At 64.9% G+C, this 14,720-nt stretch carries 16 protein-coding genes; 12 read left to right on the forward strand and 4 right to left on the reverse strand.

What is annotated here, in order from left to right:
- Nucleotide 1: 1 nt before the first annotated feature.
- Complete coding sequence (locus M2361_RS02465; RefSeq protein ID WP_259246057.1) at nucleotides 2-796, forward strand: ABC transporter ATP-binding protein; 795 nt, start codon at nucleotides 2-4, stop codon at nucleotides 794-796.
- Between the two features lie 224 nt (nucleotides 797-1,020).
- Here M2361_RS02465 and M2361_RS02470 read toward each other — a convergent pair whose 3' ends face one another.
- The 3 genes from M2361_RS02470 to M2361_RS02480 are packed head-to-tail and all read right to left on the reverse strand — an operon-like array spanning nucleotide 1,021 to nucleotide 5,448.
- Nucleotides 1,021-2,268 (reverse strand): FAD-binding oxidoreductase, encoded by a 1,248-nt coding sequence (locus M2361_RS02470; protein ID WP_259246058.1) that lies wholly within the window; start codon nucleotides 2,266-2,268, stop codon nucleotides 1,021-1,023.
- Entirely contained in the window at nucleotides 2,261-3,937 is a 1,677-nt protein-coding gene (locus M2361_RS02475; protein ID WP_259246060.1) for an NAD(P)/FAD-dependent oxidoreductase, read from the reverse strand. Before M2361_RS02475 ends, M2361_RS02470 begins: the two co-directional genes overlap by 8 nt.
- Nucleotides 3,937-5,448 (reverse strand): polyamine aminopropyltransferase, encoded by a 1,512-nt coding sequence (locus M2361_RS02480; RefSeq protein WP_259246061.1) that lies wholly within the window; start codon nucleotides 5,446-5,448, stop codon nucleotides 3,937-3,939. The genes M2361_RS02475 and M2361_RS02480 overlap by 1 nt, the downstream gene beginning before the upstream one ends.
- 89 nt (nucleotides 5,449-5,537) lie before the next feature.
- Here M2361_RS02480 and M2361_RS02485 point away from each other — a divergent pair, with 89 nt between their 5' ends.
- The 8 genes from M2361_RS02485 to M2361_RS02520 all read left to right on the forward strand — a co-directional run bounded on the left by M2361_RS02485 (nucleotide 5,538) and on the right by M2361_RS02520 (nucleotide 11,271).
- Nucleotides 5,538-5,924: a DUF350 domain-containing protein gene (locus tag M2361_RS02485; RefSeq protein WP_100857823.1), complete on the forward strand. Its 387-nt coding sequence runs from the start codon at nucleotides 5,538-5,540 to the stop codon at nucleotides 5,922-5,924.
- 43 nt (nucleotides 5,925-5,967) lie between these two features.
- On the forward strand, nucleotides 5,968-6,993 hold the full coding sequence (locus tag M2361_RS02490) for an SPFH domain-containing protein (RefSeq protein WP_259246062.1): 1,026 nt from the start codon (nucleotides 5,968-5,970) through the stop codon (nucleotides 6,991-6,993).
- 6 nt (nucleotides 6,994-6,999) lie between these two features.
- Nucleotides 7,000-8,469, forward strand: a complete 1,470-nt coding sequence (locus M2361_RS02495) for a DUF4178 domain-containing protein (RefSeq protein ID WP_259246063.1) — start codon at nucleotides 7,000-7,002, stop codon at nucleotides 8,467-8,469.
- Nucleotides 8,470-8,473: 4 nt separating this feature from the next.
- On the forward strand, nucleotides 8,474-8,647 hold the full coding sequence (locus M2361_RS02500) for a hypothetical protein (protein WP_259246064.1): 174 nt from the start codon (nucleotides 8,474-8,476) through the stop codon (nucleotides 8,645-8,647).
- Entirely contained in the window at nucleotides 8,644-8,994 is a 351-nt protein-coding gene (gene speD / locus M2361_RS02505; protein WP_259246065.1) for an adenosylmethionine decarboxylase, read from the forward strand. The genes M2361_RS02500 and speD overlap by 4 nt, the downstream gene beginning before the upstream one ends.
- A gap of 124 nt (nucleotides 8,995-9,118) precedes the next feature.
- Nucleotides 9,119-9,877 (forward strand): molybdate ABC transporter substrate-binding protein, encoded by a 759-nt coding sequence (gene modA, locus M2361_RS02510; protein ID WP_259246066.1) that lies wholly within the window; start codon nucleotides 9,119-9,121, stop codon nucleotides 9,875-9,877.
- Nucleotides 9,878-9,901: 24 nt separating this feature from the next.
- Nucleotides 9,902-10,588 carry a molybdate ABC transporter permease subunit gene (gene modB, locus M2361_RS02515; protein ID WP_259246068.1) on the forward strand — a complete coding sequence of 229 codons (687 nt, stop codon included), beginning with the start codon at nucleotides 9,902-9,904 and terminating at the stop codon, nucleotides 10,586-10,588.
- Nucleotides 10,585-11,271 (forward strand): ATP-binding cassette domain-containing protein, encoded by a 687-nt coding sequence (locus M2361_RS02520; RefSeq protein ID WP_259246069.1) that lies wholly within the window; start codon nucleotides 10,585-10,587, stop codon nucleotides 11,269-11,271. The genes modB and M2361_RS02520 overlap by 4 nt, the downstream gene beginning before the upstream one ends.
- A 72-nt stretch (nucleotides 11,272-11,343) precedes the next feature.
- On the opposite strand, the gene M2361_RS02525 is transcribed toward M2361_RS02520, so the two are convergent.
- Nucleotides 11,344-12,138 (reverse strand): TOBE domain-containing protein, encoded by a 795-nt coding sequence (locus tag M2361_RS02525; RefSeq protein ID WP_259249221.1) that lies wholly within the window; start codon nucleotides 12,136-12,138, stop codon nucleotides 11,344-11,346.
- Between the two features lie 176 nt (nucleotides 12,139-12,314).
- On the opposite strand from M2361_RS02525, the gene M2361_RS02530 reads away from it, so the two are divergent.
- The 3 genes from M2361_RS02530 (at nucleotide 12,315) to M2361_RS02540 (ending at nucleotide 14,680) form a co-directional block, all read left to right on the forward strand.
- Nucleotides 12,315-12,911: a DUF4136 domain-containing protein gene (locus tag M2361_RS02530; RefSeq protein WP_404976342.1), complete on the forward strand. Its 597-nt coding sequence runs from the start codon at nucleotides 12,315-12,317 to the stop codon at nucleotides 12,909-12,911.
- A gap of 14 nt (nucleotides 12,912-12,925) precedes the next feature.
- On the forward strand, nucleotides 12,926-14,119 hold the full coding sequence (locus M2361_RS02535; RefSeq protein ID WP_259246071.1) for a patatin-like phospholipase family protein: 1,194 nt from the start codon (nucleotides 12,926-12,928) through the stop codon (nucleotides 14,117-14,119).
- A gap of 159 nt (nucleotides 14,120-14,278) precedes the next feature.
- Nucleotides 14,279-14,680, forward strand: coding sequence for a helix-turn-helix domain-containing protein (locus M2361_RS02540; protein ID WP_259246072.1), 402 nt, complete (start codon nucleotides 14,279-14,281; stop codon nucleotides 14,678-14,680).
- The last annotated feature ends 40 nt before the right edge of the window (nucleotides 14,681-14,720 follow it).

Below are 14,720 nucleotides of genomic sequence, written 5' to 3' on the forward strand. Positions count from 1 at the left end.
TATGTTGTCCGCCAAAGATCTGAAAATTACCTTCAACGCGGGAACGCCTATCGAAACCCGCGCCTTGCGCGGCCTGTCGCTGGACATTCCCTCGGGCCAGTTCGTGACCGTCATCGGGTCCAACGGCGCCGGCAAGTCCACGTTCCTGAACGCGGTGTCTGGCGACCTGCCGATTGATTCGGGCAGCATCGATATCAACGGCGTGGACGTGACGCGCCAGCCCGTCTGGGCGCGCGCCGGCCGGGTGGCGCGGGTGTTCCAGGACCCCATGGCGGGCACCTGCGAAGACCTGACCATTGAAGAAAACATGGCGCTGGCGCAGATGCGCGGCGTGCGTCGCGGCTACAGCCGCGCGGTCAAGGCGTCGATGAAAGACGGTTTTCGTGAGCGCCTGGCTACGTTGGGCTTGGGGTTGGAAAACCGGCTGACCGACCGCATCGGGTTGTTGTCGGGTGGTCAGCGTCAGGCGGTCAGCCTGCTGATGGCGGCCTTGCAGCCGTCACGGATTTTGCTGCTGGACGAGCACACCGCGGCGTTGGATCCGCGCACCGCGGATTTCGTGCTGCAACTGACGGCGCGCATCGTGGCCGAAAACCAGTTGACGACCATGATGGTGACCCACAGCATGCGCCAGGCGCTGGACGTGGGCGACCGCACGGTGATGCTGCATCAAGGGCAGGTGGTGCTGGACGTATCTGGCGACGAGCGCCGCGGCATGGACGTGCCGGATTTGCTGGCGATGTTCGAGCGCGTGCGCGGGGAAAAGCTGTCGGATGATGCGTTGTTGTTGGGGTAGGACGGCGGCGTGACATGGGCGGCGCGTTGGCGTGCGGAACGTGCACGTTGGGGCGGCGTGTGATGGGTTGCGCGCGTTGGGGCGGTAAATGATGGGTTGCGCGCGTTGGGGCGGCGGCGATACGTTGCCGTTCATCGCGCGCTTCACCCATCCTACGAAGGACACCGGCTTTCCTTTATGGCGATCGCCATTTGCCCATTACCCGATCGTCAAACGACCCCCACCTAAATAAACCGCCCCGGCCGAAACGCATGGTGGCGCGATGCCTCGCCCTCGTCGAACATCAACTCACCCAAAATCTTCGCCGTGCCCGGCGCGGTGCTGAAACCGATGTGCTGGTGGCCCAACGCCAGCCATAACCCAGGGTGTTTCGGCGCCTGCCCGATCATCGGCCGGCTGTCCGGCAGGGTAGGGCGCCGGCCCAGCCACGCGCTGGGGTCCAAGCGCTCGCCCAACGGAAACGCTTCACGCGCCCGCGCTTCCGCCATGTCCAACTGCGTGTTGCGTGGCGCGGCGTCGCAGGCGTCCAATTCCACACCCGTCGACAATCGCAGCCCGCGCGCCATGGGCGACAACACATACCCGCCGCCCGTGTCGTACACCGGGCGCGTGACGCTTGCCCCGTCTTCACCTCGGTAATGCATGTGATAGCCGCGTTCAAACGCCATGGGAAGCTCAATGCCCGTGCTCTTCAACATCGCCTTCGACCACGGCCCCAACGCCACCACCAACTGGTCCGCCGACACCGACTCGGACGCCTGCGCGCCAAGCACCGTCCATCCCTGGCCGTCGCGGCGGATGCTGGCGGCCTGCAAGCGCCGGAACGTGCCGCCCTTTGCACGGAACAGGTCGGCGTAGGCCGTGACCACCGCATGCGGGTCGTCAACCGAATACGAACCCTGGATCCACAGCGCCCGGTGAAAGATCGGTGACAACGCCGGTTCCAGCTCCGCCAATTCGGTGGCATTCAAGGTTTGCGTCGGCACCTGATACTGCGCAAAGGTGTTGCGCGCCAACGCGCTGCCGTTCCACGCCGCCTCGCTGCGGTACAAAAACACCCAGCCCGTGTCTCGCAAGCGATGGCGAGCACCGGCATCAAGCAACAGTTTCAAATGCTCGGGCGCGGACAGCCGGATCAAACCGTCCAGCGCATTCACGGTTTCCTTGAATACCGACGGCCGCGCGTTCAACAAAAAGCGCGTCGCCCAGCCCAGGTTCCTGGCCAGATACGACGCGCGATAGCGGAACTGCACGCTGTCGTTCTTCATCAGCCGGGGCAGTTGCCCCCACAAGCCGGGGTGGTTGAACGGCATCAGTGAACTGCGCGCCAGCACGCCCGCGTTGCCCAATGACGTTTCCATGCCGGGCGCCTGACGGTCAACGAGCGTCACGCGCACACCCCGGCGCAAGAGCTCCAGCGCGCAACACACGCCCACAATGCCCGCGCCCAAGACGATGACGTGCTTATCCATGTGTTCCTGTTCCTGTAGCTGTACCTGTTCCTTTACCTAGCGCGGCTTGTCCCAAAATCCGGCCCGCCGCCACTACGCCCCACCACGACGCTTCCTCGAAGACGGAATAGCCCGACAAGTCCGCATGCGCGAACAGCACCGGGCCGTCCACTTCGCGCAAGGCGGCAAGCCCGGCGTTGGATAAATAACCACAAAGCGGTGAGGCCATGGCGTGGCCGCGCACGGTGATGTCGAGCCGGCGAGCGTTGCGCCAGAACTCCTTGCCATAGGCGGCAAGCAGGTCGGCGGCGGCTTCGTCACGCAGGTCTTGCGGGCTGGCGGTGGCCAGCCATTGCCGCGCGGCGCTGGGTGACTGCCCGCTTAGCGCGTGATAAGCCGTGAAGACGCTGCGCGGCGAGCGTGTCACGCGCAGCAGTTGGTGCGTGGACACCACATACCCCAGCGCCCGGCCCTGGTAGACCACGTTGTCCCAGGACAGCGGTTCGCCGGGGGCCTCGATGGGATAGCCGTCCAGCACGAAGTTGGACACCAACCAGGGCGCATGCGACGAGGCATGTACGGCCGGGTCATACCCATAGGCGCGGATGTCGGGCAGCAGGCGTTGGGCCACGAACAGCGGCATGGCGCACACGGTACGCCGGCTTTGCAGCGTGTAGGCGCGCGGCTTGGCGTCCCCGGTCAGGCAAGTCGTCAAGGGGCCGGCGGGCGTGTCGGCCACGCGCACGGCCGTGCCGGCCATCAGCCAGCGGGGGTGCCCCAGCTTTGCGTCGATGGATTGGCGCATGCGCTCGGCCAGCACCGACAGGCCGCCCGGCCAGGTCAGCACCGCGCCTTCGCCTGCATTGGCGGCATGGCCGTCGCGGCTGGCGAAATAGTGCAGGCCCGCCCAGGCCGAGACCACGTCGTAGTTGGCGCCGTAATCGTCGCGGCAGCAGTAGTTCAGATACCAGTGCAAGGCGGGCGACGTGTAGCCTTCGCGGTCCAGCCATTGCTTGAAGGTGATGGTGTCCAGCGCCCGCCAGGCGGGGTCTTCAGACGACAGCACAAGCGGAATGCAAAAGACCTTGCGGCCGTCGTTGCCTACCTGGGTATGCAGACGTTCGATCAGCGCCAGGAAGCGATGGTGTTGCGCCACGTCCGCGTCTGGCAAGCCCGTCATGGGCAGCAGGCCGTCTTCCCAATGGCCGTTGCGCAGCAGGCGTTCTTGCGGCGAATGCACCAGGATGGACTCGTCGTAGTACGGGCGGATGTCGCCCGCGCCGCGTTCGATGATGCCGAAGTCGGCCAGCATCTCGCGCACGTGGGTGGACGCCATCGACGGCAGCGGCAGGTAATGCGCGCCCAGCGGATAGTGCAGTTCGTCGCGCTGCCCGCCCGCCGCGTTGCCGGCGAATTCCGGCCCTTGCACCACGACGAAATCGGTGAACCCTTCGCGCGCCAGCTTCCAGGCGCAGGACAGGCCCGCCACCCCCGCGCCCAAGATAACCACCTGATGCCGATAGTTGGCCGTGGGCGCGGGCAGCGCGGCACCGTCGCGCAGCGCATGCCCGGCCTGCATGCCGGGATAGGACACGTCGGCCGGCGTCTCGACGATGCGCGACCGGGCGTACCCTGCCGCGCCCGCCACCGCCGCCGTGGCCGCGCCCAGAAGAAAGCTGCGGCGGCGCATCAGCGGATGACCTTGCGCCAGTCCTCGTCGAAATAGCGCACAAGCGACTGCTCATTCAAGCGGTTGGGCGGCATCGCCAGCGCCGGCATGTCGGCGGGAAAGTGGAAGAGTTCGCGCGTGGTGACGGCATCCAGATAGCGCGTGGGCACGGTGATCTTGTCGGGCGGTGTGTAGTCGCGCCGCTTGCTGGCCAGAATGAAGCCCCAGTCGCCGAACGACGGCACATAGGTGTGATACGGCCAGGTGTTAAGCCCCGCTTCCTTCAGCGTGGCGTCCACGCTCCAGAACGAGCGCGGCGCGAAGTAGGGCGACGTGGACTGGATCACCATGTAGCCGTTTTCCGCCAGGTGGCGCGCCATCAGGTAATAGACGGGCACCGAGTACAGGCGGCCCAGGCCGAAATTGGACGGGTCGGGAAAATCCACCACGATGAAGTCGTAGACCTCGGCGTGCGTTTCCAGCCAACGGCCGGCGTCGTCGTTGATGACGGTGACGCGCGGGTCCTTCAGTGAACCCTGGTTCAATTCGACCAGCGGCTCGGAACGCGAGAACAGCCCGGTCATGGCCGGGTCCAGGTCCACCAGCGTGATGTGTTCGATGTTCTTGTATTTGAGGATTTCGCGCACCGCCAGCCCGTCGCCGCCGCCCAGCACCAGCACGTTGCGCGCCCAGGGCAGCGTCTGCAAGCCCGGATGCACCAAGGATTCGTGGTACCGATGTTCGTCGCGCGACGAAAACTGAAGGTTGTTGTTGATGTACAGGCGCAGGTCGTCGTGCCAGCGCGTTACCACCAGGCGTTGGTAGGGCGTGGTTTCGGCATGCACCACGTCGTCGCCATACAGGCCTTTTTCGGCCCAGGTCGTCATGGCGGTGGAATAGAAGAAGCCCAGCCCCAGGAAGCCGATCACCACGCAGGCGCGCAACGCCTTTTCCCCGGGGCGGCGCACCTCGGCGCGAAACAGCCACGTGGTCCACAAGGCCACGCTGGCGTTCAGGATGCCGAACAGGAAACTGGTACGCAGCAGCCCCAGCTTGGGCGCGAGCAGCAGCGGGAAGATCAGCGACACGGCCAGCGCGCCCAGATAGTCGAAGGTCAGCACGCGGCTGACGATTTCCCGGAATTCGGCCTTGCGCTGGTTGAACACCCGCATCACCAGCGGAATCTCCATGCCCACCATCAAGCCGATGACGAAAACGCCCACATAGAGCGCCGCGCGAAAGGGTGCGGACAGCCAGGCGAACACCAGGAACAACACGGCCGCCGAGACGCCGCCCAACAGGGCCACCAGCAGCTCGACGTCGATAAACCGATTCAAAACGTCTTCGTCTCTTACATATTTTGACAACCACGAGCCGATGCCCATGGCGAACAAATAGCAGCCGATGACGGAGGAGAACTGAAGGATGGAATCGCCCAGTAAATAGCTGGCCAGCGCGCTGCTGATGAGCTCATAGCCCAAACCGCAGGAAGCAACGATCAATACCGATAGGATGAGAACGCGGTCGCGCATGAGGTGTCCGGGGCGAAAAATGCGTTCGCAGTATATCGAACGCCGCGTATATACTGCGCGCAATTAGGAGGGTGGCAATGGGAGAAGCGATGCATCCGGCGGTGACCTATCTGATCTATATCGTCTCGGCGCTTGTCATGCTGGGCGTCTTCACCGCGGTCTATACCGCCGTGACCCGCTACAAGGAATTCGACCTGATCCGCGAAGGCAATATCGCCGCCGTGCTGTCGTATGGCGGTGCGCTGGTGGGCTTCAGCTTCACCCTGTGCTCAAGCATTGCCGTGCATGCCAGCTTCGTGATGTTCCTGGTGTGGGGCCTGGCCGCCATGCTGGTGCAGATCGTTGTGTACGTGGTGGTCAACAAGGCCGTCCAGGGCATGAACGAGGCCATCGAACAAAACAACATCGCCATGGGCGGCCTGATCGGTTCGATCTCGCTGGCCGCCGGCATCGTGAATGCGGCCTGCCTGACCTGAAGGCGGGCGCCATCGAATCCGATCTGACACGGGAGAGCTTTTCATGAGTCTCGGTTCCTTTATTCGCAAGCAGTTCATCGACATCCTGCAATGGAACGAGGATCGCGACGGCGTGCTCGCCTGGCGCCATCCGATGCAGGACTTTGAAATCCAGTACGGCGCCAGCCTGACCGTGCGCGAATCGCAGATGGCGGTGTTCGTGAACGAAGGCAAGGTGGCCGACGTGTTCGGCCCCGGCATGTACAAGCTGACCACGCAGACGCTGCCGATCCTGACCTACCTGAAGAACTGGGACAAGCTGTTCGAGTCGCCCTTCAAGTCGGACGTGATCTTTTTCAGCACGCGCTTGCAACTGGGCCGGCGCTGGGGCACGGCACAACCCGTGACCTTGCGCGACAGCGAATTCGGCATGGTGCGGCTGCGCGCCTTCGGCGTGTACTCGTACCAGATTGCCGACCCGGCCAAGTTCTATCGCGAAATCAGCGGCACGCGCGACGAATACACGGTGGACGACCTGGAAGCGCAATTGCGCAACATGGTGGTGGCCGCCATGACCACGGCGCTGGGCGGGTCCAAGGTGCCGTTCCTGGATATCGCGGGCAACCAGGGGCTGATGTCGCAAAGCATCAGCGAACAACTGGCGCCGGTGTTCGACCGCTATGGCGTCAAGCTGGACAACTTCACGGTTGAAAACGTGTCCTTGCCCGAAGAACTGCAAAAGGCGCTGGACACGCGGATTTCGATGGGCATGGCGGGCGACCTGGGCAAGTTCACCCAGTACCAGACGGCCACCGCGATACCGCTGGCCGCGCAGAACGAAGGCGGTATCGCCGGCGTGGGCGCGGGCCTGGCGGCGGGCGCGGCGCTGGGGCAGACCATGGCGGCGGGTTTGGGCGTGGGGCAAGCCCAGCCCCAGCAACCGGCGCAACCCCAGCAACCCGCGGCGCCTTCGCAACCCGACCCGGTCGCGCGCTTGCAGCAGTTGAAAGACCTGCTGGATAAAGGCCTGATCACCGCCGCCGATTACGACACGGCCAAGGCGGAAGTGCTGAAGAAACTGACCAGCTAAGGCCCCATGCAGCAGGTTCTGTGTCCGCAGTGCGGCGCCCCGGTCAAGTTCACCTCTACCGCCTCGGTCATGGCGGTTTGCGGCGCATGCCGCAGCACCTTGTTGAAAGATGCCGAGTCGGTCAAGCGCATTGGCGAAATGGCCGACGTGCTGGAAGACTATTCGCCGCTGTGCCTGGGCGCGGCGGGCAGCGTCGACGGCAAGCGCTTCGATGTGATCGGCCGCATTCAACTGCGCTATGACGACGGCTTCTGGAACGAGTGGTACGTCTGGTTCGAAGACGGCGCCGACGGCTGGCTGTCGGACGCCTCGGGCCAGTACGCGGTCACACGGCGGCGCACGGTCAAGTCCACGCAAGGGCTGCCGGCCTTTGCCGACATCGCGCCGGGTGATGTGCTCAAGCTGGACGGGCAGCGCTTCGTGGCGGCGGACGTGCGCCGCGCGCAGGCCGGCGGCGCGCAAGGCGAACTGCCCTTTGTGCCCGGCAAGGGCTGGGAAGCCAAGGTAGCGGATTTCCGCAGCCTGGACGCCTTTCTCACGCTGGATTTTTCCGACGGCCCCGAACCCGAGCTCTATATCGGCAAGGCCTTCGACCTGTCCGCCATGCAGGCGGCATCGTTGCGCAGCAACGAGCAGGTGGAAGAGACGGCCGGCCGTTTTCGCGGCCAGATCAAGGCGCTGGACTGCCCCAACTGCGGCGCGCCCATCAGTTTCGTGGCGGCCATGGCTACCCATGTGGTGTGCCCGTCCTGCGCGGCCGCGGTCGATTGTTCCGGCCCCACCGCCGAAGTCATCGCGAAGGCGCGCAAGGTCAAGTCGATTAGCACCACCTTGTCGCTGGGCGCGGTGGCCAAGATCAGCGGCGTCAGCTATACGCTGATCGGCTTGATGAAATGCGCCGATCCCGATCCCGACGAGCCGTCCGACTGGATCGAATACCTGCTGTTCAACCCGGCCAAGGGCTTTATCTGGTTGGTGGAAACGGACGAGGGCTGGGAGCGCGTGCAAGTCTGCGACACCTGGCCCAGCCTGAACAACGCCACCAGCGTGCGCTGGCGCTCAAAGCTGTACCAGAAGCTGTACGACTACACCTCGCGGGTCGAGATGCCGCTGGGCGCGTTCAATTGGCGCGTCAAGGCGGGCGACACCACGAAGATCACCGACTACAAGGCCGGCACGCTGAAGCTGACGCGCGAACTGAGCGAGTCCGAGCTGGGCTGGTCGGCATCGGCGCCGGTGGCGCCGGCGCAACTGGCGGAATGGTTCGGCAACCCCGAGCTGGCCAAGCAGAAGTCCCTGCCGCTGGGCGGCAAGCCGGGCGGATACAGCAAATGGGCCTGGATCGCGACGATCGGCATGGTGTTCCTGAACTTCGGCAACATCCTGAACGGCCGCTTCGTGCCGATCCTGATCGGGCTGGCGTTCCTGTGGTTCCCCGCCAAGCTGGCGGACAAGCTTTCCGGAAAGGACGAGTAGAACGATGGGCAAGTTCCTGTATGGCATCTATGCCTTGGTGGTGGTGATGGCGGCCACGGGCGCCAGCTCGCCGGGCGTGAGCATGAGCGGGGGCAGCGGCAGCCGTAGCAGTAGCAGCAGCAGTTGGGGCAGTTCGTCGGGTGGGTCGGGCTGGTCGTCGGGCGGGTCGCACAAGTGACGGTGCACGCCACGCCCGGCCGCCATGTGCTGGCCGATTTTCGCGGTGTAGCCGCCGACCTTCTGCGCGACGCCAAGGGGCTTGAAGCGCAATTGGTCGCGGCGGCGCGGGCCGCGGGCGCCAATGTGCTGAGCGCGCATTTCCATCACTTTGGCGAGGGCGCCGGGGTGACCGGCGTGGTCATGCTGAGCGAATCCCATATCAGCATCCATTCCTGGCCCGAACATTGCTTCGCGGCACTGGACATCTTCATGTGCGGCGCGGCCCAGCCCGAGCTGGCGCTGGCCAGCCTGCAAGCGGCGCTGGCGCCGGAAACGCTGCGCGTCACAACCGTCGAGCGCGGCTGAACCCGATTTTTTCCTTTAAGCCTTAATCCTTGATCGGGCGCAGACCACGCCTGCGCGCCAAATTGACGGTCGTTATATACCGCTATATATTTCGCTACCGAACCCGTAATTTCCAAGGAAGACTATGTCTTGCAAACGTGCGCTGCCGGCGCTGGCCCTGGTGCTTTCCGCCTTGTGGATGCCTGGCGCGCAGGCCGCCGACCTGGTCGTATCGGCCGCGGCCAGCCTGACCAACGCCTTCAAGGACGTGGCGCAGGCCTACGAAAAGGAACATCCGGACACCAAGGTCGTGCTGAACTTCGGCGCGTCCGACGTCCTGCTGCAACAGATCTTGAAGGGCGCGCCGGCGGATGTGTTCGCCTCGGCCGACCAGAAGGCGATGGACAAGGCCGTGGAAGAAAAGGCCGTGAAGCCGGCATCGCGCGTGGACTTCGCGGCGAACCAGGTCGTGTTGATCGTGCCGGCCGATAGCAAGGCCAACATCACGTCGCTGAAAGATCTGACCCGCGATGACATCAAGCGCGTCGCCTACGGCAACCCGGCGTCGGTGCCGGTGGGGCGCTACACGCAGGGCGCGCTGGAAGCGGCGGGCTTGTGGAACGCCGTGCAAGCCAAGGGCGTGCTGGCGCAAAACGTGCGCCAAAGCCTGGCCTACGTGTCGCGCGGCGAGGTCGACGCCGGTTTCGTGTTTGCCACCGACGCCGCCGTCATGCCCGAGCAGGTCAAGGTGGCGGTGCGCGTGCCCTCGCAAACGCCCGTGACCTATCCGATTGCCATCACGGCGCGCCAGGCGGCGGCGCCGGAAGCCGAACGTTTCGTGGCCTATGTGCGGTCGCCCGCGGGCCAGGCGATCCTGGCGCGGTATGGTTTCCAGCAACCGTGATTGCTGTTTGATAGGCGGGAATCGATGACGGATTCGGTCTGGGTGCCGCTGCTGCTGTCGCTGAAAGTGGCCGGCTGGGCAACGCTGTTGGCCACCGTGGCCGGCACCGCCGCTGCCTATGGCCTGTCGCGCTGGCGCTGGCCGGGCCGTGATCTGCTGGACGCCATCCTGACGCTGCCGCTGGTGCTGCCGCCTACCGTGCTGGGCTACTACCTGCTGGTGTTGCTGGGCCGGCGCGGCATCATCGGCGAAACGCTGGCGAAGTGGAACATTGAACTGGTCTTCACGTGGCAGGGCGCGGTGATCGCCGCTGCCATCGTGGCGTTTCCGCTGGTATTCAAGTCAGCGCGCGCGGCGTTTGAAAACGTGGACGTCCAGTTGGAAAACGCGGCGCGTGTGCTGGGCGTGGGCGAAGCCGGCGTGTTCTTCCGCGTGACGCTGCCCTTGGCCGCCCGTGGCATCGTGGCGGGCGTGTTGCTGGCCTTTGCTCGGGCGCTTGGCGAATTCGGCGCCACGCTGATGATCGCCGGCAGCCTGCCGGGCCGCACGCAGACGCTGTCGGTCGCCATCTACGAAGCCGTGCAGGCGGGCGACGACCGCACCGCCAATCTGCTGGTGCTGGTCACGTCGATAACCTGCGTGGTGGTCTTGGTGGCGGCGGGCAAGCTGCTGCCCGTGGGCGCCAGCCGGCGCGATGGGGGCGGGCGATGAGCATCCACATCCAGATCTCCCGACGCATGGTGTCAGGCGACCGGCACTTTCAGCTGGACGCGGCGTTTACCTCGTCGTCCAAGCGCATCGCTCTGTTCGGGCCGTCGGGCGCGGGCAAGAGCCTGACCTTGCGCGCCGTGGCGGGGCTGCTGCGCCCGGACGCCGGGCGCATCGAGATCAACGGCCGGGTGCTGTTCGACTCACAAGCCGGCATCTGCCTGCCCGCGCAGGCGCGGCGCGTGGCGTATCTGTTTCAGGACTACGCCCTGTTTCCGCATTTGACGGTGGCGCAGAACATCGCCTTTGGATTACGCCGGGGCTGGCGCAATCCGCCCCGGCGCGAAGTGGGGCCCGAGGCCAAACGCTGGGTCGATGCCTTTGAGCTGGGCGCCATCGTGGGCAGTTATCCCGGCGAAATATCCGGCGGCCAGAAGCAGCGCGTGGCGCTGGCGCGGGCCTTGATGCTGCAACCCGACATCCTTCTGCTGGACGAGCCGTTCTCGGCGCTGGACGCGCACCTGCGCGGCCGGATGCGCCAGGAGCTTAGTACCTTGCAGCGGCAGCTTGACGTGCCGATGTTGCTGATCACGCATGACCCGGCGGATGTCGACGCCCTGGCCGACGAGGTCTTTGAAGTGCGCGACGGCAAGGTCGGCAGCCGCCGCGATGACGTGGGGATTTGATCCCAAGCGTTGATCCCAAGCTTTGATCCCAAGCATTAAGCCCGCGCTTGTGGCCTCGGCAGGCGCCCGCGCCTAGTCCAGCACGCCCAGGATCACGCTGGATGCCTTGAAGATGGCCACGGCGGGCGCACCCACTTCCAGCCCCAGTTCCTGCACGCTGTCATTGGTGACGATGGCCGCGAGCGTGGCGCCACCTTCCATGCCGATCAGGATCTCGCTGTTGACCGCGCCCGGCCGGATGGCCGAGATCTGCCCCAGCAACTGGTTGCGCGCCGACAGCCGCAAGCCCGGACCCGGCGCGCCGATGATGACGGCGGACGCCTTGACCAACGCAATCGCCTCTTTGCCGGGCTCCAAGCCCAGTTCCGCCGTGCTGTCGCGCGTGATGGTGGCGGTGATGAGATGGCCGCCCGCAATGCGAAGCTGGATTTCGTCGTTGACGGCGCCGGTGCGGATCTCGGTCACCGTGCCCAAAAATTTATTGCGTGCGCTGGTTTTCAACATGAAGCGTCTCATCAGGTCGATGTCGCCGCTGGCGTTCAGCCCCGCGTGCGTCAGCTTGTCCATGAATTTACGGTGTTCGGACTCCAGGGCGCGAAAGGTCACGATCAGGCGGCGCGCGCGGTCGGTCAGTTGCGTGCCGCCACCGCCTTTGCCGCCCGCCGCGCGCAGCACCAGCGGTTCGCCCGCCAGGTTGTTCATGGCGTCGATGGCGTCCCAGGCCCCCTTGTAGCTCATACCCACGGCGCGCGCGGCGGCCGTGATGGAGCCGGTGGCGTCAATTTGCGCCAGCAGGTCTATGCGATTTTTTCCGCCCCAGGTCTGGGCGCCGGAACGAAACCAGATCGAGCCGTCGAGTTCCAACATGGTGGTCAGCATCAGGGTCAAAAAGTCAGCCCCGAGTGTAATGGACGGGCAGGGCGCGGCGAGGCGCGGCCGGGGGGGCGTCGGCACGGGATGCGAATGAGATTCTGTTGAAACTTTACGGGCTTCGCGGCACTATGTGGTGGCCCTGTGCTCTCGGAGACATCCACATGAAAGCGATCAAAGCGGTGAAATGGTTGACGGCGGGTTCCATGACGGCATTGCTCGCGGCTTGCGCCTCGGGGCCCACGATCAAAGGCGACTACGACCATCAGGCCAATTTTGCGCAGTACCGAACCTTCGGCTACATGACGCCCCTGGGCACCGACAAGGCCGGCTACAGCACCTTGCTCACCGAGCGCCTCAAGGACGCCACGCGCGGCCAGATGGAAATGCGCGGCTACACCTACAACGCATCCAACCCCGACCTGCTGGTGAACTTCGGCGCCAAGCTCCAGCAAAAAACGCAGGTCACGCCCGCCGCGCCGCCCATGGGACCGTACTACGGCTACCGCTCGGGCTTTTACGGCGGCTGGCCCGGCTACGGCTGGGGCGACGACGTCTATCAATACACCGAGGGCACGTTGAACATTGACCTGGTCGACGCCCGCCGCAAGCAACTGGTGTGGGAAGGCGTGGCCGTGGGCGAAGTGCAGAACCCCGATAGCGCCAACACGCCGCAAAGCGTGGACAAGGCCGTGGCCCAGATCTTCTCCAAGTATCCGTTCCGCGCCGGCGTGGCCGCGCCGCAACTGCCGGACAAAAGCAAACCCTGACCCGAGGTAGCCGCATGACCACTCGCCGCAATGCCTTGTCCAAAGACACCGGCAATACGCCGTCCTACGACACCGTCGCTCTCGTGCTGCAAGGCGGGGGCGCGCTGGGGTCCTACCAGGCGGGGGTCTACCAGGGCTTGCACGAGGCCGGCATCCGGCCTAACTGGGTGTCGGGCATTTCCATCGGGTCGATCAACGCGGCCATCATCGCGGGCTCCCGCGAAGATGAGCGCGTTGATCGCTTGCGCGGTTTCTGGGAAAGCATCTGCCGGCCCGCGGGTTTTGCGTCGGTGCCATGGGGCGATACGCTGGCGGGCATGTTTGAAGGCATCCCGTTCGGCTTCGGCTCGCCGGCCATGAACGGCCAGGTGTCCGCGTTCCAGGCCTTGTTTTCGGGGCAGCCGGGCTTCTTCAAGCCGCGCTTTCCGCCGCCTTACCTGGCCAAGGGCCGGGGCGCGGCCTCCACCAGCTTCTACGACACCACACCGCTTGCCGCCACCCTGCGCCAGTTCGTGGATTTTGACCTGCTCAACAGCGGCGAAGTCCGTGCCAGCTTCGGCGTGGTGAACGTGCAGTCGGGCAACTTCGCGTATTTCGACAGCCTGAAAGACACGCTGCGCCCCGAACACATCATGGCGTCGGGCGCCTTGCCACCGGGCTTTCCTTCCGTGGAGATCGACGGCGAACACTATTGGGATGGCGGCGTGGTGTCCAACACGCCGCTGGCGCAAGTGCTGACCACCGAAAACATGCGCGACACGCTGGCCTTCCAGGTTGACCTCTGGCCCGCGCGCGGCGGCCTGCCCACGACCTTGGAAGAGGTGGCCGAGCGCCAGAAAGACATCCAGTATTCCAGCCGCACACGCCTGGTCACCGACCAGTTGCGCCGCGTGCTGAAACTGCGCCACGGCTTGCAGCGCCTGCTTGAACGCCTGCCCGACGCTGATCGCAACGCGCCCGAGCTGGCCGATATCCGCAAGTTGTCGCACACGCCGGCCACCAACATCATCAACCTGATCTACGAATCCAAGCACCGGGAGCGCTATTCCAAAGACTATGAATTCGGCACCGAGGCCATGCGCGAACACTGGGAGTCCGGCTTGTCCGACATCCGCCAGACGCTTGCCAAACCCGGCATCCTGGCCCGTCCCACACAAGACAGTTGCTTTGTCACGCACGATATCCACCGGAACGGCACGCGCAATTAGCTAGGGTTTCGTAGGACTGGTCTGATACTCGGGCCCATCGCGCGTCAAACCCGCGTCACAAGGCCGCAAGGCCGGTAGTCTTCAAGGACAAACAGCAACCTTGTTCCGGGATCCGGCCGCCGCCACTGTTGGCGAGGGCCGTCCTGGTGGAGACTCGCCATGAACGCGCTCGACGTTTTTTCCCGCCTGGCATCGCAGCCGCCGGACGCTTCCGCCTTGCCCCAGACCGCCGCGCCCCTGCCGTTGGCGAATGACCGCCTTGATGGCTGGTGGAGCCTGCTGTACCGGGGCTGGACCCTGTTGGCGCCCAGCGGCGTGCGTATCGACCTGACTGAAATCGAACGCGCGTGCTTCATCTGCCTGCTGCGCAATCCAAACCGGGAATTGTTGCGTGACGAATTGATGGCATTGCGCGCGAGCACCAACCTGCGCACCCTGAATGTGGCTATCTGCCGACTGCGCGGCAAAGTCTTGCAGACAGGCATTCGCTTGCCGCTGCATACTGTGCACGGCGTGGGGTATGTGTTCCTGGGCAATCTCCGAGAGCTTTCAAACCTTTGAGGCGCTTACCGGTTTGTCTCCTAATGCAGCGCAATGCATC

This window comes from Achromobacter sp. JUb104 (assembly GCF_024806975.1).
Taxonomy (GTDB): Bacteria; Pseudomonadota; Gammaproteobacteria; order Burkholderiales; family Burkholderiaceae_B; genus Achromobacter; species Achromobacter spanius.